The sequence below is a fragment of the Bacillus sp. FSL R5-0576 genome (assembly GCF_038004765.1).
GTDB lineage: Bacteria > Bacillota > Bacilli > Bacillales > Bacillaceae > Bacillus > Bacillus subtilis.
The window spans coordinates 2680153-2700440 of the sequence record NZ_JBBORU010000001.1 but is presented as its reverse complement, the minus strand read 5'-3'; the positions used below and the strand labels follow the sequence as shown (position 1 = coordinate 2700440).

The following is a 20288-nucleotide window of genomic DNA, read 5'->3' as shown; positions in this document are numbered from 1 at the left end:
CAAGGAGCCAATTTTGACGGCGGGAACCTATTTGTGTTCCCGTCCTTTTTTGTGTCTTCTCTTATAGTTCACGTATTTTCCTTTCAAATTGAACTTTGTTAAAATAAGAGGAGCTAATGACTATGTAAGAGATGAATGGAAGCCTGAGGCTTCTTAGGAGGAAATTGAATGACGGAACGAAAAAAATTAGTGCTTGTAGACGGAAACAGTCTGGCTTACCGGGCGTTTTTTGCATTGCCGCTGTTAAGCAATGATAAAGGTGTTCATACGAATGCTGTATACGGCTTTGCGATGATTTTGATGAAAATGCTTGAGGATGAAAAACCGACGCACATGCTGGTTGCGTTTGATGCCGGGAAAACAACATTTCGTCACGGCACATTTAAAGAATATAAAGGCGGCAGACAGAAAACCCCGCCTGAGCTTTCCGAACAAATGCCGTTTATCCGCGAGCTGCTGGATGCCTACCAGATCAGCCGCTATGAACTGGAACAATATGAAGCGGATGATATTATCGGCACACTGGCCAAATCGGCTGAAAAAGACGGATTTGAAGTTAAGGTTTTCTCAGGAGATAAGGATTTAACCCAGCTGGCAACGGACAAAACGACAGTTGCCATTACGAGAAAGGGAATTACCGATGTTGAATTTTACACACCGGAGCATGTCAAAGAGAAATACGGGCTTACGCCTGAACAAATCATTGACATGAAGGGTCTGATGGGCGATTCCTCAGATAATATTCCGGGTGTGCCCGGCGTCGGAGAAAAGACTGCGATTAAGCTTTTAAAACAATTTGATTCCGTTGAAAAGCTGCTAGAGTCCATTGACGAGGTGAGCGGAAAGAAATTGAAGGAAAAGCTTGAGGAGTTTAAGGATCAGGCATTGATGAGCAAGGAGCTTGCGACAATTATGACGGATGCTCCGATTGAGGTATCTGTTTCCGGCCTGGAATATCAGGGCTTTAATCGTGAACAGGTCATTGCCATCTTTAAAGATCTTGGCTTCAACACGCTTCTTGAACGGCTTGGAGAAGGCAGTGCAGAAGCAGAACAGGATCAATCGTTGGAAGACATTAATGTCAAAACAGTCACAGACGTGACAAGCGATATATTGGTTTCTCCATCCGCATTTGTCGTTGAACAGATTGGCGATAATTATCATGAAGAGCCGATCCTCGGATTTTCGATCGTAAATGAAACGGGAGCTTATTTCATTCCGAAAGACATTGCCGTTGAGTCTGAGGTGTTTAAAGAATGGGTGGAAAATGACGATCAGAAGAAATGGGTCTTCGACAGCAAGCGGGCTGTTGTCGCTTTGCGCTGGCAGGGCATTGAGCTGAAAGGAGCCGAGTTTGATACGCTCCTTGCGGCTTATATCATCAACCCGGGCAATTCATATGACGACGTTGCGAGTGTGGCTAAGGATTACGGCCTGCATATCGTTTCAAGTGATGAATCAGTTTATGGAAAAGGAGCAAAACGGGCAGTGCCGTCAGAAGACGTACTGTCTGAGCACCTTGGCCGAAAAGCGTTAGCGATTCAAAGCCTTCGGGAAAAGCTCGTTCAGGAGCTGGAAAACAACGACCAGCTTGAACTGTTTGAAGAGCTGGAAATGCCTCTTGCGCTTATTCTTGGCGAAATGGAATCAACTGGCGTCAAGGTCGATGTTGACCGTTTAAAACGGATGGGTGAAGAACTGGGTGCGAAGCTGAAGGAATATGAAGAAAAAATCCATGAGATTGCGGGAGAGCCGTTTAACATCAATTCTCCGAAACAGCTAGGCGTCATCTTATTTGAAAAGATCGGCCTTCCTGTCGTAAAGAAAACGAAAACAGGCTATTCTACGTCTGCCGATGTGCTTGAAAAGCTGGCTGACAAGCATGATATTGTCGACTATATTTTACAGTACAGACAAATCGGCAAGCTTCAATCAACATATATCGAAGGGCTTTTAAAGGTGACGAGACCGGATTCGCATAAAGTGCACACGCGATTTAACCAGGCCTTAACGCAAACTGGCCGTCTCAGTTCGACTGATCCGAACCTGCAAAACATTCCGATCAGGCTTGAGGAAGGGCGGAAAATTCGCCAAGCTTTTGTGCCGTCTGAAAAAGACTGGCTCATTTTTGCAGCCGATTATTCACAAATCGAGCTGCGGGTGCTTGCCCATATTTCAAAGGATGAAAATCTGATCGAAGCTTTTACAAATGATATGGATATTCACACGAAAACGGCAATGGATGTGTTCCATGTCGCTAAGGATGAAGTGACATCTGCGATGAGACGCCAGGCGAAAGCGGTCAACTTTGGGATTGTTTACGGGATCAGCGATTACGGTCTGTCACAGAACCTCGGCATTACCCGGAAGGAAGCGGGAGCATTTATCGACCGCTATCTGGAAAGCTTCCAAGGCGTAAAAGCGTACATGGAAGATTCAGTACAGGAAGCGAAACAAAAAGGATACGTAACAACGCTTATGCATCGCCGCCGCTACATCCCTGAGCTGACGAGCCGGAACTTTAATATCCGAAGTTTTGCGGAGCGGACGGCCATGAATACGCCGATTCAAGGAAGCGCCGCTGATATTATCAAAAAAGCCATGATTGACATGGCTGCCAAGCTGAAAGAAAAACAGTTGAAAGCAAGGCTTCTGCTTCAAGTACACGATGAATTGATTTTTGAGGCGCCAAAGGAAGAAATTGAAATTCTTGAAAAGCTTGTTCCTGAAGTGATGGAGCATGCGCTTGCATTAGATGTGCCGTTAAAGGTGGACTTTGCATCAGGCCCATCTTGGTACGATGCGAAATAAACAGAGATAGGAAGTGATGGATGTGCCGGAATTACCAGAGGTTGAGACGGTCCGGCGCACTCTGACCGGGCTTGTAAAGGGAAAAACAATCAAATCGGTAGAGATCAGATGGCCGAATATCATCAAACGGCCTGCCGAACCGGAGGAATTTGCGCGAAAACTAGCAGGAGAAACGATACAGTCCATCGGAAGACGGGGAAAGTTTTTACTGTTTCATTTAGATCATTATGTTATGGTTTCTCACCTTCGAATGGAAGGAAAATACGGTCTTCATCAAGCCGAGGAGCCTGACGATAAACACGTGCATGTCATATTCACGATGACGGATGGAACCCAGCTCCGGTACAGGGATGTGCGGAAATTTGGAACCATGCACTTATTTAAACCGGGAGAAGAAGCGGGCGAGCTCCCGCTTTCTCAGTTAGGTCCGGAGCCGGATGCAGAAGAATTTACAAGTGCGTATTTAAAAGAACGGCTTGCGAAAACAAACCGCGCTGTCAAAACTGCCCTACTGGATCAAAAAACGGTAGTTGGACTCGGGAACATTTATGTGGATGAGGCTCTTTTCAGAGCAGGTGTCCATCCCGAGACAAAAGCAAATCAATTATCAGATAAAACAATCAAAACCCTTCACGCTGAAATCAAAAACACTCTGCAGGAGGCGATTGATGCGGGCGGAAGCACAGTCCGTTCTTATATCAACTCCCAAGGGGAAATCGGAATGTTCCAGCTGCAGCATTTTGTGTACGGAAAAAAAGACGAGCCATGCAAAAATTGCGGAACGATGATTTCGAAAATTGTCGTTGGAGGAAGAGGCACGCATTTTTGCGCAAAATGCCAGAAAAAAAAGTAGCATAATGCTTCATCGTCCAAGCTGTCGGTGCATATATCAGTAACTCTGGAATGGAGGATGCCATTTTCGAAACACGGATTTTTCACTTTCCCATATATATGATTGTGATGAATCCCGGGCATTTCACATCTGATACAAGAGCACCAACAGAAAGGAAGAAACGGATATGCAAATGGTTTCTATACTGCTGCTGGCGTTGGCTGTCAGCTTGGACAGTTTTTCAGTCGGATTTACGTACGGATTGAGAAAAATGAAAATACCGTTTAAAGCGATTTTGGTTATCGCCTGCTGTTCCGGTGCTGTCATGTTTATATCCATGCTGATCGGAAGCTTTCTCACGAAGTTTTTTCCTGTATATGTGACGGAGAAGCTTGGCGGTTTGATATTGGTTGGAATCGGTGCGTGGGTTCTGTATCAATTTTTCAAACCGGCAAAAGATAAAGAATACCTATTGCATGAAAAAACACTGCTTAATTTAGAGGTTCGGTCATTAGGAATTGTGATTCATATTTTGAGAAAACCCATGAGTGCGGATATCGACAAATCGGGTGTGATCAACGGAATTGAGGCGGTCTTATTGGGATTTGCCTTATCGATTGATGCCTTTGGAGCGGGTATAGGCGCAGCCATTCTCGGTTTTTCGCCGATTGTGATGAGCATCGCCGTGGCAATCATGAGCTCGCTGTTTGTATCAATTGGAATCAATGCCGGCCATTTTCTGTCTAAGTGGAAATGGATCGATAAAATGGCGTTTTTGCCGGGGCTTCTATTAATCACGATTGGGCTCTGGAAATTGTAAAAAGGAGTGGATCTCTTGACCTTAGTCATTGGTTTAACGGGAGGAATAGCTAGCGGCAAAAGCACGGTAGCCAATATGCTGATTGAAAAAGGAATAACAGTTATAGATGCAGATATCATTGCAAAACAAGCGGTAGAAAAAGGGATGCCGGCCTACCGGCAAATCATTGACGAATTCGGTGAAGACATACTGCTCTCAAATGGCGATATAGATCGAAAAAAGCTTGGAGCGCTGGTATTTACAAATGAACAAAAACGTCTCGCTTTAAATGCAATTGTTCATCCCGCAGTCAGGCAGGAAATGCTCAATCGCCGTGATGAAGCCGTTGCAAATCGGGAGGCATTTGTTGTATTGGATATCCCGCTATTGTTCGAAAGCAAATTGGAATCATTGGTTGATAAAATTATTGTGGTCAGTGTGACAAAAGATCTTCAACTGGAACGTCTGATGAAGCGCAATCAGCTGACGGAAGAAGAAGCAGTCAGCCGTATCCGCTCTCAAATGCCCTTAGAGGAAAAAACAGCAAGAGCAGATCAAGTCATTGATAACAGCGGCACGCTTGAAGAGACCAAAAGGCAGCTTGATGAAATCATGAACAGCTGGGCATAATCAAAAAACACCGTTCATATTGAACGGTGTTTTTTTGCCATTAAAAATCAAAGTTGTCCGGATCAGGACCGACGCGCAAGTTTTCATTCAGTGCATCGATTCGGTTCATGTCATCCTGCGTTAATTCAAAGTCAAATACGCTTGCATTTTCTTTAATGCGGTGTTCCTTCGTTGATTTAGGAATCGTAATGATGCCATGCTGCAGATCCCAGCGCAAAATAATTTGTGCGACAGATTTATTATATGTTTGAGCGATGTCAGCCAATACAGGGTGATCCAGCAGCTGTCCCTGCATTAAAGGTGACCAAGCCTCCATCTGGATGCCCTGATTTTGGCAGTATCTTATCAACTCTTTTTGTGTGAGGCGCGGGTGAAATTCCACTTGGTTAATCATAGGCTTAATTTCAGCTGCCGTCATCAGATCTTCAAGATGGTGAATTTGGAAGTTGCTTACGCCAATCGCTTTGATGCGGCCTTCTTTATACAGCGTTTCAAGCGCTCTCCAAGCTTCTTTATACTTTCCTTCTACAGGCCAGTGGATGAGGTATAGATCCAAATAATCCAGACCGAGTTTGGACAGACTTGTTTCAAACGCGGCGAGTGTTTCTTCGTAGCCTAAATCCGCATTCCATACTTTCGATGTGATAAACAGATCCTCTCTTGAAATGCCTGCTTCTTCAATGCCTTCCCGAATCCCTTCTCCGACTCCAGCTTCATTTCCATAGATTGCTGCAGTATCAATACTGCGGTACCCGTGAACAATGGCAGTTTTAACTGCGTTTACCAGTTCAGATCCTTCTTCCACTTGGAACACGCCAAGGCCGAACCAAGGCATTTCTACCCCATTATGAAGTGTTGCTTTTGCTTGTAAATGTGTTGTCATGTTCATTTCCTCCTTTAAAATTGTCAGGCTTCCTGCCGATCTCGTTTTTCCATCAAGCGGCTCCAGCCTGTTAAAATGACTGCACCGACCACCATTAATCCGCCTATCCAAGCGGTATGAATCAATCCGATTGAATCGGTGATCACACCGCCAAGGTATGACCCAAGCGCGATCCCTGCATTAAAGGCAGCGATATTCATCGCGGATGCGACGTCAACTGCACTCGGGACAAAACGCTCAGCCAGCATGACGACATACACCTGAAGGCCGGGCACGTTCATAAAGGCCAGCAATCCCATACAGAGAATGGTAATGAGCCCTGCTGCTTGATAGGGGGCTGTAAATGTCAGTACGAATAGAACGATTGCTTGTACGATAAACATATAGAATAAAGCGGCAATCGGATTTCGGTTTGACAGCTTTCCGCCAATCATATTGCCGATCGCGATAGCTATTCCGTATCCGAGCAGAATCACTGCAACAGTCCCGGCTTTGAAGCCTGTTACTTCCTGAAGCAGGGGAGACAGATACGTGAACACAACGAATGTTCCTCCGTATCCAAGCGCTGTAATGACAAATAAAAGCAATAACCGGCTGTTTGTCACAAGCTTCAATTGATCCCGCATCGTTGTTTTCGTCCCTTTTCTTAATTTGGACGGTACAAGAATGCCATTTGTAATGAAAGCAATGATTCCGACGGCGATAATGACCATAAAGGCGAAACGCCAGCCGAACTGCTGGCCGATAAATGTCCCAAAAGGAACTCCGGTTACAGTTGCCACAGTGAGGCCGGTAAACATAATTGAAATCGCGCTAGCCCTTTTATCCTCCGGGACAATTTCCGCTGCGATTGTCGAACCGATCGACATAAACACACCGTGCGAAAATGCCGATATCACACGTGCTGCTAGTAAAATCCCGATGCTTGAAGCGGTTGCTGCCATCGTATTACCGGCAATAAAAATAAACATGATCCAAAGCAATAGTGTCTTACGTGACATGCTTGAGGTCAATGAAGTTAATATAGGTGCCCCAAATGTAACGCCGAGCGCATAAAGGGAAACGGTTAATCCTGCTGTCGTGACTGGAATATGCAGGTCATCAGCAATGAGCGGCAAAAGGCCGACACTGATAAATTCAGTTGTCCCTATTGCGAATGCACTTACGGCCAAAGCCAGTAGTGCAGGAATACTGCTTTTATTGGCTGAAGTCATGATGTTCCTCCTTTGTAAGATGTGTTGTATGATTGAAATTCTGCCGAGTAAGCTATATAAATAAAAAAGAGCAGATTCAAATCAGCCGGCAAATGTGATTATGAAACATATCGTTAAGAAATAAAAGTACGTACTTTGAAGTGCTATAGTCACTTTTTGGTGCCTGTGAGGAGAATGGATTGTATGGAGAAGAAAAAATATAACATTTCTGTTGAAGCGACTCTTGAAGTGATCGGTGGGAAATGGAAATGCGTCATTTTATGCCATCTGACGCACGGAAAAAAACGCACAAGCGAATTAAAACGCCTAATGCCCAACATCACGCAAAAAATGCTGACTCAGCAGCTGCGCGAGCTGGAAGCGGACGGTGTCATTAAACGAATCGTATATAATCAAGTTCCTCCCAAAGTGGAATATGAGCTCAGCGAATACGGCCGCAGCTTAGAAGGAATTTTAGATATGCTGTGTGCTTGGGGAGCGAATCATATTAACAGAGTGTACGGGGATACATTTTCTGTGCTAGAAGAAAGTGTGCTCAATGATAAGTTAAAACAGGAATCATAAAGCATGAGGGCAGTCAGTGCGGAGCGCTGGCTGCTTTTTGGTTCTTACGCCTGATATTCTGTGCAAGAAAACATAAGATGCATCATAAATTAGCGTTATAATCGTTGATTTTTATCAATATGTACTGGCGAATTTGTTTTAATGTGTTATACTAATTTTAGATAGTAACAAATTAGGATGGCATAATTGATAAGGGGTGTCCAACATGAAGGTAAAAGTAGCGATCAACGGGTTTGGAAGAATCGGAAGAATGGTTTTTAGAAAAGCGATGTTAGACGATCAAATTCAAGTAGTGGCCATTAACGCCAGCTATTCCGCAGAAACGCTGGCTCATTTAATAAAGTATGACACAATTCACGGCAGATACGACAAAGAGGTTGTGGCTGGTGAAGACAGCCTGATCGTAAATGGAAAGAAAGTGCTTTTGTTAAACAGCCGTGATCCAAAACAGCTGCCTTGGCGGGAATATGATATTGACATAGTTGTCGAAGCAACAGGGAAGTTTAATGCTAAAGATAAAGCGATGGGCCATATAGAAGCAGGCGCAAAAAAAGTGATTTTGACCGCTCCGGGAAAAAATGAAGACGTTACCATTGTGATGGGCGTAAATGAGGACCAATTTGACGCTGAGCGCCACGTCATTATTTCAAATGCGTCATGCACGACAAACTGCCTTGCGCCTGTTGTAAAAGTGCTGGATGAAGAGTTTGGCATTGAGAGCGGTCTGATGACTACAGTTCATGCGTATACGAATGACCAAAAAAATATTGATAACCCGCACAAAGATTTGCGCCGGGCGCGGGCTTGCGGTGAATCCATCATTCCGACGACAACAGGAGCGGCAAAGGCGCTTTCACTTGTGCTGCCGCATCTGAAAGGAAAACTTCACGGCCTCGCCTTGCGTGTCCCTGTTCCGAACGTCTCATTGGTTGATCTCGTTGTTGATCTGAAAACGGATGTTACGGCTGAAGAAGTAAACGAGGCATTTAAACGCGCTGCCAAAACGTCGATGTACGGTGTACTTGATTACTCAGATGAACCGCTCGTTTCGACTGATTATAATACGAATCCGCATTCAGCGGTCATTGACGGGCTTACAACAATGGTAATGGAAGACAGGAAAGTAAAGGTGCTGGCGTGGTATGACAACGAATGGGGCTACTCCTGCAGAGTTGTTGATCTGATCCGCCATGTAGCGGCACGAATGAAACATCCGTCTGCTGTATAAAATAAGGTCATGGACACATTTTAAAGAAAAAACCCTTAACAGCATATTTCTGAAAAAACGCACCTTGCAAATTAGACTTAAACACAGTATACTATTTTTCGTGAACTTCTTGCTTGAGACTGTTTCGGAATTACTTAAAGGGTTAGGACCTCTCCGGACTAACTTTCCCCCGTGGTAAATGGCCGACCCAGTTGTTGGAATTTCACTTTTTAATTCTTGTTAAGGGGGGTCCATGACTATGGAAACAATGGGGCGTCACGTTATCTCCGAGCTATGGGGATGCGATTTTGATAAGCTGAATGACATGGATTTTATTGAAAAAACGTTTGTAAATGCTGCTCTAAAATCAGGTGCTGAGGTGCGCGAGGTTGCATTTCACAAATTTGCACCGCAAGGCGTAAGCGGAGTTGTGATTATTTCTGAATCACACTTAACGATTCACAGTTTTCCTGAGCACGGATATGCGAGCATTGATGTTTATACTTGTGGAGACTTAGATCCTAATGTCGCTGCTGATTACATTGCAGAGGCATTACATGCTGATACAAGAGAAAACATTGAAATACCAAGAGGAATGGGGCCTGTGCAAATTAAACAGGCGCAAGCGAAAGTACTATAAAGTAAATTGCGAACACAAAGGGAGCTGAAGCTAGAAAGCCATTATGCGCTTTTTAGCTTATGCTCCTTTTATTTTTATAAAGAAACGAGAGTGTCAGCTTTTTCTTTTTTTATTTTTTTTGTAAAATAAGAAGGAGATTTTCACAAACCACCTAATGCTATAGAAACAAATTTAACAACGGCTCTCCCGACAGATGCTGTCACATCTATTTTTAAAAGGCGGAGGCTGCCGAAAATACATTGCAGGGAACGATATAGTTGGGAGCTGATTTTATTGAAATGTCCTTCATGCCAGCATAACGGAACACGAGTCCTTGATTCACGGCCTGTGGATGACGGAAAGTCGATTCGCCGAAGACGCGAGTGCGAATCCTGCCACTACCGGTTTACGACCTTTGAGAAAGTGGAGGAAACCCCGCTCATCGTCGTGAAAAAAGAAGGTGTGCGTGAGGAATTCAGCAGAGAAAAAATGCTGCGCGGCCTCATAAAAGCATGTGAAAAAAGGCCTGTTTCACTCAAAACGCTTGAAGACATGTGCTTTGATATTGAAAAAGAGCTTCGCAATCAAGGCTGCTCCGAGGTGAAGAGTGAGCTCGTCGGAGAAATGGTCATGGACCGGCTGGCTAAGATTGACGAAGTCGCATATGTGCGGTTCGCGTCCGTCTATCGGCAGTTTAAAGATATAAACGTCTTTATCGACGAATTAAAAGACTTAATAAAGAAAGAGCGTTAAAAGAGCTAAGAGGATTCTTCTAGCTCTTTTCTCATGTGCAAAATTGGCATTTGATAGATATAAGAAACGGTGTAAAATGAAAGGTAGAAACAAATTCGGAAGGTTTGAGAATGTATGGCTGACTATTGGAAAGATGTACTGCCTGTAGACCCGTATGTGGTTAAAAGCAGATCGATGCTGCAGGATATTGACAGACAAATTATTACACAACTGTACCAGCCCTTAATCGGCCCTGTTGCATTCTCTCTTTATATGACATTGTGGGGAGAGCTTGAACAAAACCGTCTGTGGGGCGGAGAGTCCACACATAGACAGCTGATGGGGATGACACAGTCTAACTTAAAAACGATCCATCAGGAACAGGGGAAGCTCGAGGGCATCGGATTGCTGAAAGTATATATGAAAGAATCCGAGCGGCAGGAGCGCCTCTTTATATATGAACTCCTTCCGCCGCTCAGACCGAATGAATTTTTTGAAGACGGAATGCTGAATGTTTTTCTGTATAATAGAGTCGGAAAAACGAAATATCAGCAATTAAAACAATTTTTTACGCACCCGGCCATTTCAGAAGATGCGAAGGACATTACGCGTCCGTTTAATCATGCGTTTGAATCGCTGCAGCCGAGTGAATGGAAGCTCACATCCGATATGGAGGAAACGGTAAGGCTTGCCGAGGGGTCCGAGTATACTTCTGTCGGACAGTCTCCATCCTACACCATAACGGAGGATGTATTTGATTTTGATTTGTTTTTAGCGGGACTTTCTGAGACGATGATACCGAGAAAAGCGATGACCCAGCAGGTGCGGGACACAATCAAAAAGCTTTCTTATCTGTACGGAATTGACCCTTTGCAAATGCAAAATGTTGTAATGAGCGCAATTGATGAGCGTGACGTCATTACGACGGAGGCATTAAGAAAAGCGGCGAGCGACTGGTATCAAATTGAAAGAAACGGACAGCTGCCCGATTTGGTGGAAAAAACACAGCCGATGCATCTGCGTGAAGGCGAAAAACCGGCAGAAGAGGATTCTCTGGATGGGAAGCTGATTGCATTGCTTGAGGCGATTTCCCCGAAGAAGCTTCTGCAGGACATTGCTGACGGAACAGAGCCGTCAAAAGCTGATCTGAAGATCATAGAAGAAATTATGTTCGAACAGAAGCTCGAGCCAGGCGTCACAAATGTGTTAATTTATTATGTCATGCTGAAAACCGACATGAAGCTGTCCAAAAACTATATCCAAAAAATCGCTTCGCATTGGGCACGCAAAAAGGTAAAAACGGTCAGGGAAGCGATGAAGCTCGCAATAGAAGAAAACCGCCAGTATCTTGAATGGGCTGAAGGAAAAACAAAGTCTTCGAAACGAAACCAAAAAGTGATTCGTGAAGAAAAGCTTCCTGATTGGATGACAGAAAAGGAAACAGCGTCTGACTCAGAATCCGGACAGCAGAAGCTGCATCCGCAGGATTTGGAAGAACAGAAGAAAAAGATGATGGAAGAAATGCAAAAACTGAAAAAATACTCTGCCTATTAAAGACAGAGATGCGGGGTGAAGGAATAGATGGAACCAATCGGCCGTTCCCTGCAGGGCGTAACCGGCAGGCCGGATTTCCAAAAACGTCTTGAACAAATGAAGGAAAAAGTCATGAAAGATCAAGATGTTCAAGCATTTTTGAAGGAAAACGAAGAAGTGATTGACCAAAAAATGATCGAAAAGAGCTTAAATAAGCTTTATGAATATATTGAACAAAGCAAGAATTGCTCCTATTGTTCGGAAGATGAAAACTGCAACAATTTGTTGGAGGGCTACCATCCGAAACTTGTTGTCAGTGGGCGGTCTATTGATATCGAGTATTATGAATGTCCAGTCAAACGGAAGCTCGACCAGCAGAAGAAACAAAAGTCTCTTATGAAAAGCATGTATATCCAGCAGGATCTTCTCGGAGCGACGTTCCAGCAAGTTGATATCAGTGACCCGAGCAGGCTCGCGATGTTTCAGCATGTTACAGACTTTCTGAAAAGCTATAATGAGACGGGAAAAGGGAAAGGATTATATTTATACGGGAAATTCGGGGTAGGAAAAACGTTTATGCTCGCTGCGATTGCCAATGAGCTGGCGGAAAAAGAGTATTCTTCCATGATTGTCTATGTGCCTGAATTTGTGAGAGAGCTTAAGAATTCGCTGCAAGACCAGACATTGGAAGAGAAGCTCAATATGGTAAAGACCACACCCGTATTGATGCTTGATGACATCGGAGCAGAATCAATGACAAGCTGGGTAAGGGATGAAGTCATCGGAACGGTGCTTCAGCACAGAATGTCCCAGCAGCTGCCTACTTTCTTTTCTTCTAATTTCTCACCTGACGAGCTGAAGCATCATTTTACGTATTCGCAAAGGGGGGAAAAGGAAGAAGTAAAAGCGGCAAGATTAATGGAGCGGATATTATATTTGGCTGCTCCGATCCGCCTTGACGGAGAAAACCGCCGCCATCCGTAACTGCTGCGGTTCAAAGGGGAAGGAACTGAGGGTATGAAACGAAAAACCGCTTTTAAATGGCTGGCAGTGCTGGCAGGTGCAGGTTTAATCTTTTGGGGAAATAAAAAATATTTGAATGTATCGCCGAAAGAAATCAGGGTATGGGTATTGTCGTTCGGAGTCTTTGCACCTCTGATGTTTATCGGGATATCCATCGTCAGGCCACTTGTTTTATTTCCGGTATCTGTTATTTCAATAGCTGGCGGACTTGCGTTTGGCCCGCTTCTCGGTACGCTTTATACGTTATTCGGTTCGATGTGCGCTTCAGCTGTTTCGTTTTTTGCGGCCGGTTTGTTTTCGGCGAAAAAGAACGGGCATTACGAAAGGCTTGAAGCCATACAGAAGCAAATGGAGGATAACGGATTTTTCTATATCTTTCTTTTGAGAATCCTGCCGATCAACTTTGATTTCGTCAGCTATGCGGCAGGCCTTTCCAATGTCAAAGCGCTGCCGTATTTTGCGGCAACGGCTGTGGGAATCATCCCTGGGACGATTGCGCTGAATGTGCTGGGAGCAAGCTTTTTGACTGGCAATCTGCCAGCTTTCTTACTTGTCCTCGCTCTATATATCGTGTTTATCTCGCTGCCATTTATCTTCAGAAAGAAAATGCAAAACTTGTTCCAGGAATCAAATTAAGATTTGCCAATGACCTTTACGTCTATTTTAAAAACATCCCCCATATACTTGTAACAGATGCCGTAAGGGGGGACAAACATGCTTGAAATAATCTTTGAAGATGACCATGATGCAGCCGCTTTTTTACATCTCATTCAGCATTCGGACGATCGGAACAATATCATTGTCCGTGAAGGCATACGAAAAATCGGGATTGAAAAAGCGAATCCGGCTTTTCCTATTCAGCGTTTTATGGAGCCGATTCTGGTCAAATTTTTTTTGGAATGCAAAGAAGACGAGCATATGCTGTCATTGATTGAGGAAACGTATTGTTTCACGGATCAGGATGAACAGCAGCAAATCCTTCAGCTCGCACACAGTATTATTGAAGGTGAAGCAGACGATCTTCCGTTTGAGCCGCTGAAGCTTTCACGGAAACAATCAATTTTGGATGAACTCCAAACGATCTGTTTAGAGGAAGGAGTATTTTACATTCGCTCCTTTCAGACCTTCCGACTTGGATCATACTATAAGCAGCTGAGAGATATTACAGAAGCAGCGATTGATGAATATAAAATGGAACAGGAATATCAAAACTTTATTCAAACACTCAGAGACTATGTAAACGCCAAACAGCCGCGAATCAAAAAAGTGCATATTGTCCATGATGGTTCCTTTACATTATGGGAGCTGCGCTATGTGTCGGAACGGGAAAAAATGAAATACATAGACAGGAGATTTGTCCGGGATCATCCTATGTATATTGATTCTCATTTGCTCGCGCCGCTGATTTCCATTGCGCCTGATGAAGTCGTGCTTTATACCGACCAGCCCGAGCACATGATGGCAAGGACCATTCAAAACGTATTTCAAGAGAGAGTGGAAATGCTCCCGCTGCATGCTTTTACAGATGCAGAAATACCGGTGAAGCACTCGGAAGGGTGAGGGCCGGCAGCCTGTCTATATAAGGCTGTCGGTTTAAAAAAGGAAACGCGATCGTGTTGATTTTTTGGATTGAACAATTTATAATACATAGGAGATTAAGAAAGACACACGTATTGATAAGGACACGAAGGAATGATACCGGCTCAAAGAGAGGGAAGCCCTGGCTGCAAGCTTCCCAGCTAAGGACCATTCGCTTTACCGCCTTTGAACTTCAGCTGTGAACCTCTTGAAAAGGAACAGTAATGGCTGACGGGAACTCCCGTTACAGAGCTAAGAGCCGCAGGTGCCGTGTATTGGCTTTGCGGAAAAAAGGGTGGAACCACGATTCCGTTTATTCAACCTCGTCCCTTTCATAGGGGGCGGGGTTTTTATATGCAAAAAAAGGAGTGACAAAGATGTCAGATATGGTAAAAATCACATTTCCTGATGGAGCAGTCAAGGAGTTTGCGAAAGGAACAACAACAGAAGATATCGCGGCATCCATCAGTCCGGGATTAAAGAAAAAATCATTAGCCGGAAAACTGAACGGAAAAGAAATCGATTTGAGAACGCCGATCAATGAAGACGGTACAGTGGAAATCATTACAGAAGGCTCAGAAGAAGGTCTTCAAATTATGCGCCACAGTACGGCTCACTTGCTGGCTCAAGCGATTAAACGCATCTACAAGGATGTTAAATTCGGCGTCGGTCCGGTTATCGAAAACGGGTTTTACTACGATGTCGAAATGGACGAAGCGATTACACCGGAGGATCTGCCGAAAATCGAGAAAGAAATGAAAAAAATCGTTAATGCGAACCTTCCGATCGTTCGAAAAGAAGTCAGCCGTGAAGAAGCGAAAGCCCGTTTTGCGGAAATCGGCGACGACCTGAAGCTTGAACTATTGGATGCGATTCCTGAAGGAGAAACCGTTTCGATCTATGAGCAAGGCGAATTCTTTGACCTGTGCCGCGGCGTCCATGTTCCTTCAACCGGAAAAATCAAAGAGTTTAAGCTGTTAAGCCTTGCTGGCGCATACTGGCGCGGTGACAGCAAAAACCAAATGCTTCAGCGCGTATATGGTACAGCTTTCTTCAAAAAAGCTGATCTTGAAGAGCATCTTCGTATGCTAGAAGAAGCGAAAGAACGCGACCACAGAAAGCTCGGCAAAGAATTAAAGCTGTTCGCGAACTCTCAAAAAGTCGGACAAGGCCTGCCGCTTTGGCTGCCAAAAGGCGCGACAATCCGCCGCGTCATCGAGCGCTACATTGTCGATAAAGAAATCAGCCTCGGCTATGAGCACGTATACACACCTGTGCTAGGCAGCAAAGAGCTGTATGAAACATCAGGACACTGGGATCATTATCAGGAAGGCATGTTCCCTCCGATGGAAATGGACAATGAAACACTTGTATTGCGTCCGATGAACTGCCCGCACCATATGATGATTTACAAACAAGACATTCACAGTTACCGCGAGCTTCCGATTCGTATTGCGGAGCTTGGAACGATGCACCGCTATGAAATGTCAGGTGCGCTGTCAGGGCTTCAACGCGTACGTGGGATGACGTTAAATGATGCACACATCTTTGTGCGCCCGGATCAAATTAAGGATGAGTTTATCCGCACAGTCCGTTTAATCCAGGATGTATATGAAGACTTCGGTTTAAGTGATTACACATTCCGTCTGTCTTACCGCGATCCGGAAGATACAGAGAAATATTTTGATGACGATGAAATGTGGAACAAAGCGCAATCCATGCTGAAAGAGGCAATGGACGAAATCGGCCACGACTATTACGAAGCAGAAGGTGAAGCGGCATTCTACGGCCCTAAACTTGATGTTCAGGTGAAAACTGCGATCGGAAAAGAAGAAACACTGTCTACGGTACAGCTTGATTTCTTATTGCCGGAACGTTTCGACCTGACATACATCGGTGAGGACGGCAAGCAGCACCGTCCGGTTGTCATTCACAGAGGTGTCGTTTCAACAATGGAACGCTTTGTTGCCTTCTTAATCGAAGAACACAAAGGCGCGCTGCCGACATGGCTTGCACCGGTTCAGTTCCAAGTCATCCCGGTTTCTCCGGCTGTGCATTTAGACTACGCGAAAAAAGTGCAGGAACGCCTGCAGCGTGAAGGCCTGCGTGTTGAAGTCGACAGCCGCGATGAAAAAATCGGCTACAAAATCCGTGAAGCCCAAATGCAAAAAATCCCGTACATGCTGGTGGTCGGTGACCAAGAAGCAGAAAACGGAGCGGTAAACGTGCGTAAATACGGAGAACAGAACTCTGAAACCATTTCACTTGATGAGTTTGTGAAAAAGGCAGTAGCTGAAGCGAAAAAATAAAATAAAAAAGCATGATCTCATTGAAGAGATCATGCTTTTTTTATTTCTCTAATATAGGAAACAAATCATGAAGGCTGCTGATGATGTAATCAGGCGTTACGTCAGTTTCGTTTTTCTTATCCGTCCGGTTGATCCAAACGGTTTTGATTCCGGCTCTTGAAGCGCCTAAAATATCAGTATTCAAATTATCGCCGACCATGATGGCATCGTCTTTTTCAATATTCATCAGCTTAAGGCAGTGTTCAAAAATTGAAACATCCGGCTTGCCCTTGCCGAATGCGCCCGAGATGACGATTTCATTGAAGTAAGGAGCGAGCTCAGGCACGCCGGCAAGCTTCTCCTTTTGCAGACTCGGATCGCCATTTGTCAAAAGCAATAATTCATACTTGCCTTTTAATTGATCGAGTACAGCAAAAGTTTCATCATATACAAAAGGGCGTTTTCTGCGCTCTGCCGCAAAAAACTCTCCCAAGTATTCGCCATATGCAGGATCATCGATCCCAAGCGCTTTCAGTCCGTTTGTCCATGCATTTCTTCTGTACTCCGGCACAATCTTGTTCAGCTTTTGAAAGCCTTCACTGATTGGCTCTGAGAAATTGGACCACAGTCCTTCAAACGGGTTAATGCCGATCATCACTGTATATGGATACGTCTCATATGACATGTACAATTCTCTCGCCGCTTCGCGAACAGCTGCTTCGAATTCCTCAGGGGCAAGGCCATATTTTTTCTCCGCCTGTAAGCAAGTTTCTGCAAATGTTGTTCTGACGCTTTTTTCGTCCCAAAGTAGTGTATCATCTAAATCAAAAAATACGGCTTTCATGATCTTCTCCTCTGCTTCAGATTCAAATCTTTCTGCCAAAAGGCTCATGTTTTATTTTACAATAGATAAAAGCCTTGTGAAATATGTTTTCAGACGATTTTAAAAAAACAGTCAGCCGTAAAACGAAAACATGCTAGAATGAAAACGGAAAGAACAGGTGACATGAATGATTCATTTAATGATTATGATGCTGGAGAGAGTGGGGATTATTGTTATATTAGGGTTCATTCTCGCCCATACGAAACTTTTCAGACAAGCTCTTCAGAATCAGGACGGCTATAAAGGAAAAGCGATTTTAATTTCTATTTTTTCTCTTTTCAGCATCATCAGCAATTATACAGGCATCGAAATTCAAAGAAATATGATTGTAAACAATGACTGGGTGTTTACGATAGATCCATCGGGCTCTATCGCGAATACCCGTATTTTGGGCGTGGAAATCGGGGGCCTTCTCGGAGGTCCTTTTGTAGGGGCTGGGATCGGCATACTTGCGGGCCTGCATCGTTTTTCACTCGGTGGCAGCACGGCCTTAAGCTGTGCCGTCTCATCTATTTTAGCGGGTGTTCTTGCAGGCTTGATCGGCAGGTATTTTACGAAGCGATATCGAATGCCGACACCGCGCATCGCCGCTCTTGTGGGAATCGGCATGGAGTCACTGCAAATGATCATTATTTTGCTGATGGCAAAGCCGTTCAGTGACGCCTGGGAGCTTGTCAGCATGATCGGAATTCCGATGATACTCATCAATGGAACAGGCAGTTTTATTTTTCTGTCTATTATTCAAGCGATCATTCGCAAGGAAGAACAGGCAAGGGCTCTCGAAACGCATCGAGTGCTGACGATTGCTGATCAGACACTTCCATTTTTTCGCCAAGGATTAAATGAAAACTCCTGTAAAAGTGTAGCGGCTATTATCCATAAGCTGACAGGAACAGATGCGGTGTCTCTCACTGACAAAGAAAAGATCCTTGCGCATGTCGGTGCGGGAATGGATCACCACATCCCATCGAAAAGCTTGATCACCGGCCTGTCCAAAAAGGTGATTAAAACAGGGCATATTATGAAGGCGATTTCGCAGGAAGAGATTGAATGCACGCATGCTGAATGCCCTTTGCACGCTGCAATTGTCCTGCCGCTGACATCGAACGGCAATACAATCGGCACCTTAAAAATGTACTTTAAAAGCCCGGCAGGCCTGAGTCAGGTAGAGGAGGAACTTGCCGAGGGGCTGGCCATGCTGTTTTCGACACAGCTTGAGCTTGGGGAAGCAGAGCTGCAAAGCAAACTTCTCAAGGATGCTGAAATTAAAGCGCTTCAAGCACAGGTGAATCCGCATTTTTTATTTAATGCGATCAACACGATTTCTGCGCTATGCCGTACAGATGTTGAAAAAACCCGTAAGCTCCTATTGCAGCTCAGTGTTTATTTTCGTTCAAACCTTCAAGGAGCGAGACAGCTGCTGATTCCGCTCTCAAAGGAGCTGAACCATCTTAACGCCTATTTGTCATTAGAACAGGCGCGTTTTCCCGGGAAATATAAAATTGAGCTTAATATCGACAGCAGACTGGAGCAGATTGAAATCCCTCCGTTTGTTTTGCAGGTGCTTGTCGAGAACGCGCTTCGGCACGCGTTTCCGAAAAAACAAGACATATGCAAGGTTACAGTCTGTGTCTTATCTGATAACGCATCCGTCTATATGAAGGTGGCGGATAACGGACGCGGAATTCCGCCGGACGTCTTGCCGGAACTGGGGAAGAAACCGTTTCCGTCTAAGGAGGGAACCGGTACAGCGCTTTATAACCTAAATCAGCGGCTGATCGGTTTATTCGGACAGCAGGCTGCACTGCATATCAGCAGTGAGGTTCATAAAGGGACAGAGGTTTCCTTTCAAGTGCCAATGCAACAGATGAAAGAGGGAGAAGAACATGCTCAGGGTGTTAATAGTTGATGATGAGATGCTGGCAAGGGATGAACTGGCTTACTTGCTTAAGCGGACCAATGAGGAAATGGAAATCAATGAAGCGGAAAATATCGAATGCGCTTTTGACCAAATGATGGATCAAAAACCTGATTTGCTGTTTTTAGACGTTGATTTATCCGGAGAAAACGGTTTTGATATCGCAAAGCGATTGAAGAAAATGAAGCATCCTCCTGCTGTTGTGTTTGCGACAGCGTATGACCAGTATGCACTCAAAGCGTTTGAGGTGGATGCTCTTGATTATTTAACCAAGCCATTCGATGAAGAAAGAATTCAGCAAACGCTGAAAAAATATAAAAAAGTCAATCGGGATATTGTAGAAACAGAGCAAAACAGCCATGCCGGCCAGCACAAGCTCGCGCTATCTGTGGGGGAATCGATTGTGATTGTGGATACGAAGGACATTATCTATGCCGGAACAGAAGATGGTCATGTCAATGTAAAAACCTTCGATCATTCTTATACGGTCAGCGATACACTCGTTGTGATTGAGAAAAAGCTGCCGGATTCTGATTTTATCCGCGTCCATCGGAGCTTTGTCGTGAATACCGAATATATTAAAGAAATTCAGCCATGGTTTAATTCAACGTATAATTTGATCATGAAAGACGGATCGAAAATACCGGTCAGCCGGACATATGCGAAGGAATTGAAAAAGCTGCTCCATATTTGATGGGCGGCTTTTTGCATTTCAGCCATTTGATTCTGCAACTCAGACCCGCTATTCGGCATGTTATCTTGTAAGCGCTTTAT

17 protein-coding genes and 1 pseudogene are annotated in these 20288 nt (G+C 44.5%); 15 read left to right on the top strand and 3 right to left on the bottom strand.

Features of this window, described 5'->3' with window-relative positions; all coding sequences use genetic code 11:
• Window positions 1-168 precede the first annotated feature (168 nt).
• From polA to coaE, 4 genes and pseudogenes are all read left to right on the top strand, one after another.
• Window positions 169-2811: a DNA polymerase I gene (gene polA, locus NX903_RS13900; protein ID WP_077671524.1), complete on the top strand. Its 2643-nt coding sequence runs from the start codon at window positions 169-171 to the stop codon at window positions 2809-2811.
• Between the two features lie 22 nt (window positions 2812-2833).
• The gene (mutM, locus tag NX903_RS13895) at window positions 2834-3664 is read left to right on the top strand and encodes a DNA-formamidopyrimidine glycosylase (protein ID WP_015714500.1); all 831 of its coding nucleotides are present in this window, start codon (window positions 2834-2836) and stop codon (window positions 3662-3664) included.
• Window positions 3665-3812: 148 nt separating this feature from the next.
• Window positions 3813-4463, top strand: a pseudogene (gene ytaF / locus NX903_RS13890) (sporulation membrane protein YtaF); the annotation flags it as partial.
• 15 nt (window positions 4464-4478) lie between these two features.
• Window positions 4479-5072 carry a dephospho-CoA kinase gene (gene coaE / locus NX903_RS13885; protein WP_021480294.1) on the top strand — a complete coding sequence of 198 codons (594 nt, stop codon included), beginning with the start codon at window positions 4479-4481 and terminating at the stop codon, window positions 5070-5072.
• 40 nt (window positions 5073-5112) lie between these two features.
• Here the strand turns inward: coaE and ytbE are convergent, their stop codons facing one another.
• A complete protein-coding gene (gene ytbE / locus NX903_RS13880; protein ID WP_003229455.1) occupies window positions 5113-5955 on the bottom strand; it encodes an aldo/keto reductase YtbE in 843 nt (280 codons plus the stop codon).
• A gap of 23 nt (window positions 5956-5978) precedes the next feature.
• A complete protein-coding gene (locus NX903_RS13875; RefSeq protein ID WP_064670919.1) occupies window positions 5979-7169 on the bottom strand; it encodes an MFS transporter in 1191 nt (396 codons plus the stop codon).
• Between the two features lie 183 nt (window positions 7170-7352).
• Here NX903_RS13875 and NX903_RS13870 point away from each other — a divergent pair, with 183 nt between their 5' ends.
• The 9 genes from NX903_RS13870 (at window position 7353) to thrS (ending at window position 16734) form a co-directional block, all read left to right on the top strand.
• Window positions 7353-7733 (top strand): winged helix-turn-helix transcriptional regulator, encoded by a 381-nt coding sequence (locus tag NX903_RS13870; protein ID WP_021480292.1) that lies wholly within the window; start codon window positions 7353-7355, stop codon window positions 7731-7733.
• Between the two features lie 205 nt (window positions 7734-7938).
• The gene (locus NX903_RS13865) at window positions 7939-8961 is read left to right on the top strand and encodes a glyceraldehyde-3-phosphate dehydrogenase (RefSeq protein ID WP_003229459.1); all 1023 of its coding nucleotides are present in this window, start codon (window positions 7939-7941) and stop codon (window positions 8959-8961) included.
• Window positions 8962-9199: 238 nt separating this feature from the next.
• Window positions 9200-9580, top strand: coding sequence for an adenosylmethionine decarboxylase (speD, locus tag NX903_RS13860; protein ID WP_003223584.1), 381 nt, complete (start codon window positions 9200-9202; stop codon window positions 9578-9580).
• Window positions 9581-9853: 273 nt separating this feature from the next.
• Window positions 9854-10312, top strand: a complete 459-nt coding sequence (gene nrdR, locus NX903_RS13855; protein WP_003223586.1) for a transcriptional regulator NrdR — start codon at window positions 9854-9856, stop codon at window positions 10310-10312.
• Window positions 10313-10426: 114 nt separating this feature from the next.
• Window positions 10427-11845 (top strand): replication initiation membrane attachment protein DnaB, encoded by a 1419-nt coding sequence (gene dnaB / locus NX903_RS13850; RefSeq protein ID WP_021480291.1) that lies wholly within the window; start codon window positions 10427-10429, stop codon window positions 11843-11845.
• 27 nt (window positions 11846-11872) lie between these two features.
• Window positions 11873-12808: a primosomal protein DnaI gene (gene dnaI / locus NX903_RS13845; protein ID WP_038827989.1), complete on the top strand. Its 936-nt coding sequence runs from the start codon at window positions 11873-11875 to the stop codon at window positions 12806-12808.
• A gap of 33 nt (window positions 12809-12841) precedes the next feature.
• Window positions 12842-13483 (top strand): TVP38/TMEM64 family protein, encoded by a 642-nt coding sequence (locus NX903_RS13840; protein ID WP_041351313.1) that lies wholly within the window; start codon window positions 12842-12844, stop codon window positions 13481-13483.
• Between the two features lie 78 nt (window positions 13484-13561).
• Entirely contained in the window at window positions 13562-14407 is an 846-nt protein-coding gene (gene ytxC / locus NX903_RS13835) for a putative sporulation protein YtxC (protein ID WP_041351315.1), read from the top strand.
• A 395-nt stretch (window positions 14408-14802) separates the two neighbouring features.
• Window positions 14803-16734: a threonine--tRNA ligase gene (gene thrS, locus NX903_RS13830; protein ID WP_014480529.1), complete on the top strand. Its 1932-nt coding sequence runs from the start codon at window positions 14803-14805 to the stop codon at window positions 16732-16734.
• A gap of 40 nt (window positions 16735-16774) precedes the next feature.
• Here thrS and NX903_RS13825 read toward each other — a convergent pair whose 3' ends face one another.
• On the bottom strand, window positions 16775-17557 hold the full coding sequence (locus tag NX903_RS13825; protein ID WP_015251491.1) for an HAD family hydrolase: 783 nt from the start codon (window positions 17555-17557) through the stop codon (window positions 16775-16777).
• 166 nt (window positions 17558-17723) lie between these two features.
• On the opposite strand from NX903_RS13825, the gene lytS reads away from it, so the two are divergent.
• The gene (gene lytS, locus NX903_RS13820) at window positions 17724-19505 is read left to right on the top strand and encodes a two-component system sensor histidine kinase LytS (RefSeq protein ID WP_015251492.1); all 1782 of its coding nucleotides are present in this window, start codon (window positions 17724-17726) and stop codon (window positions 19503-19505) included.
• Window positions 19483-20208 (top strand): two-component system response regulator LytT, encoded by a 726-nt coding sequence (lytT, locus tag NX903_RS13815; protein ID WP_086344187.1) that lies wholly within the window; start codon window positions 19483-19485, stop codon window positions 20206-20208. Before lytS ends, lytT begins: the two co-directional genes overlap by 23 nt.
• The last annotated feature ends 80 nt before the right edge of the window (window positions 20209-20288 follow it).

Excerpts from the sequence above, each read along its gene's own strand:
- polA (WP_077671524.1), top strand. The coding sequence starts at position 169 with ATGACGGAACGAAAAAAATTAGTGCTTGTAGACGGAAACAGTCTGGCT.
- ytbE (WP_003229455.1), bottom strand. The coding sequence starts at position 5,955 with ATGACAACACATTTACAAGCAAAAGCAACACTTCATAATGGGGTAGAA.
- NX903_RS13875 (WP_064670919.1), bottom strand. The coding sequence starts at position 7,169 with ATGACTTCAGCCAATAAAAGCAGTATTCCTGCACTACTGGCTTTGGCC.
- NX903_RS13870 (WP_021480292.1), top strand. The coding sequence starts at position 7,353 with ATGGAGAAGAAAAAATATAACATTTCTGTTGAAGCGACTCTTGAAGTG.
- NX903_RS13865 (WP_003229459.1), top strand. The coding sequence starts at position 7,939 with ATGAAGGTAAAAGTAGCGATCAACGGGTTTGGAAGAATCGGAAGAATG.
- speD (WP_003223584.1), top strand. The coding sequence starts at position 9,200 with ATGGAAACAATGGGGCGTCACGTTATCTCCGAGCTATGGGGATGCGAT.
- dnaB (WP_021480291.1), top strand. The coding sequence starts at position 10,427 with ATGGCTGACTATTGGAAAGATGTACTGCCTGTAGACCCGTATGTGGTT.
- dnaI (WP_038827989.1), top strand. The coding sequence starts at position 11,873 with ATGGAACCAATCGGCCGTTCCCTGCAGGGCGTAACCGGCAGGCCGGAT.
- NX903_RS13840 (WP_041351313.1), top strand. The coding sequence starts at position 12,842 with ATGAAACGAAAAACCGCTTTTAAATGGCTGGCAGTGCTGGCAGGTGCA.
- ytxC (WP_041351315.1), top strand. The coding sequence starts at position 13,562 with ATGCTTGAAATAATCTTTGAAGATGACCATGATGCAGCCGCTTTTTTA.
- thrS (WP_014480529.1), top strand. The coding sequence starts at position 14,803 with ATGTCAGATATGGTAAAAATCACATTTCCTGATGGAGCAGTCAAGGAG.
- NX903_RS13825 (WP_015251491.1), bottom strand. The coding sequence starts at position 17,557 with ATGAAAGCCGTATTTTTTGATTTAGATGATACACTACTTTGGGACGAA.
- lytS (WP_015251492.1), top strand. The coding sequence starts at position 17,724 with ATGATTCATTTAATGATTATGATGCTGGAGAGAGTGGGGATTATTGTT.
- lytT (WP_086344187.1), top strand. The coding sequence starts at position 19,483 with ATGCTCAGGGTGTTAATAGTTGATGATGAGATGCTGGCAAGGGATGAA.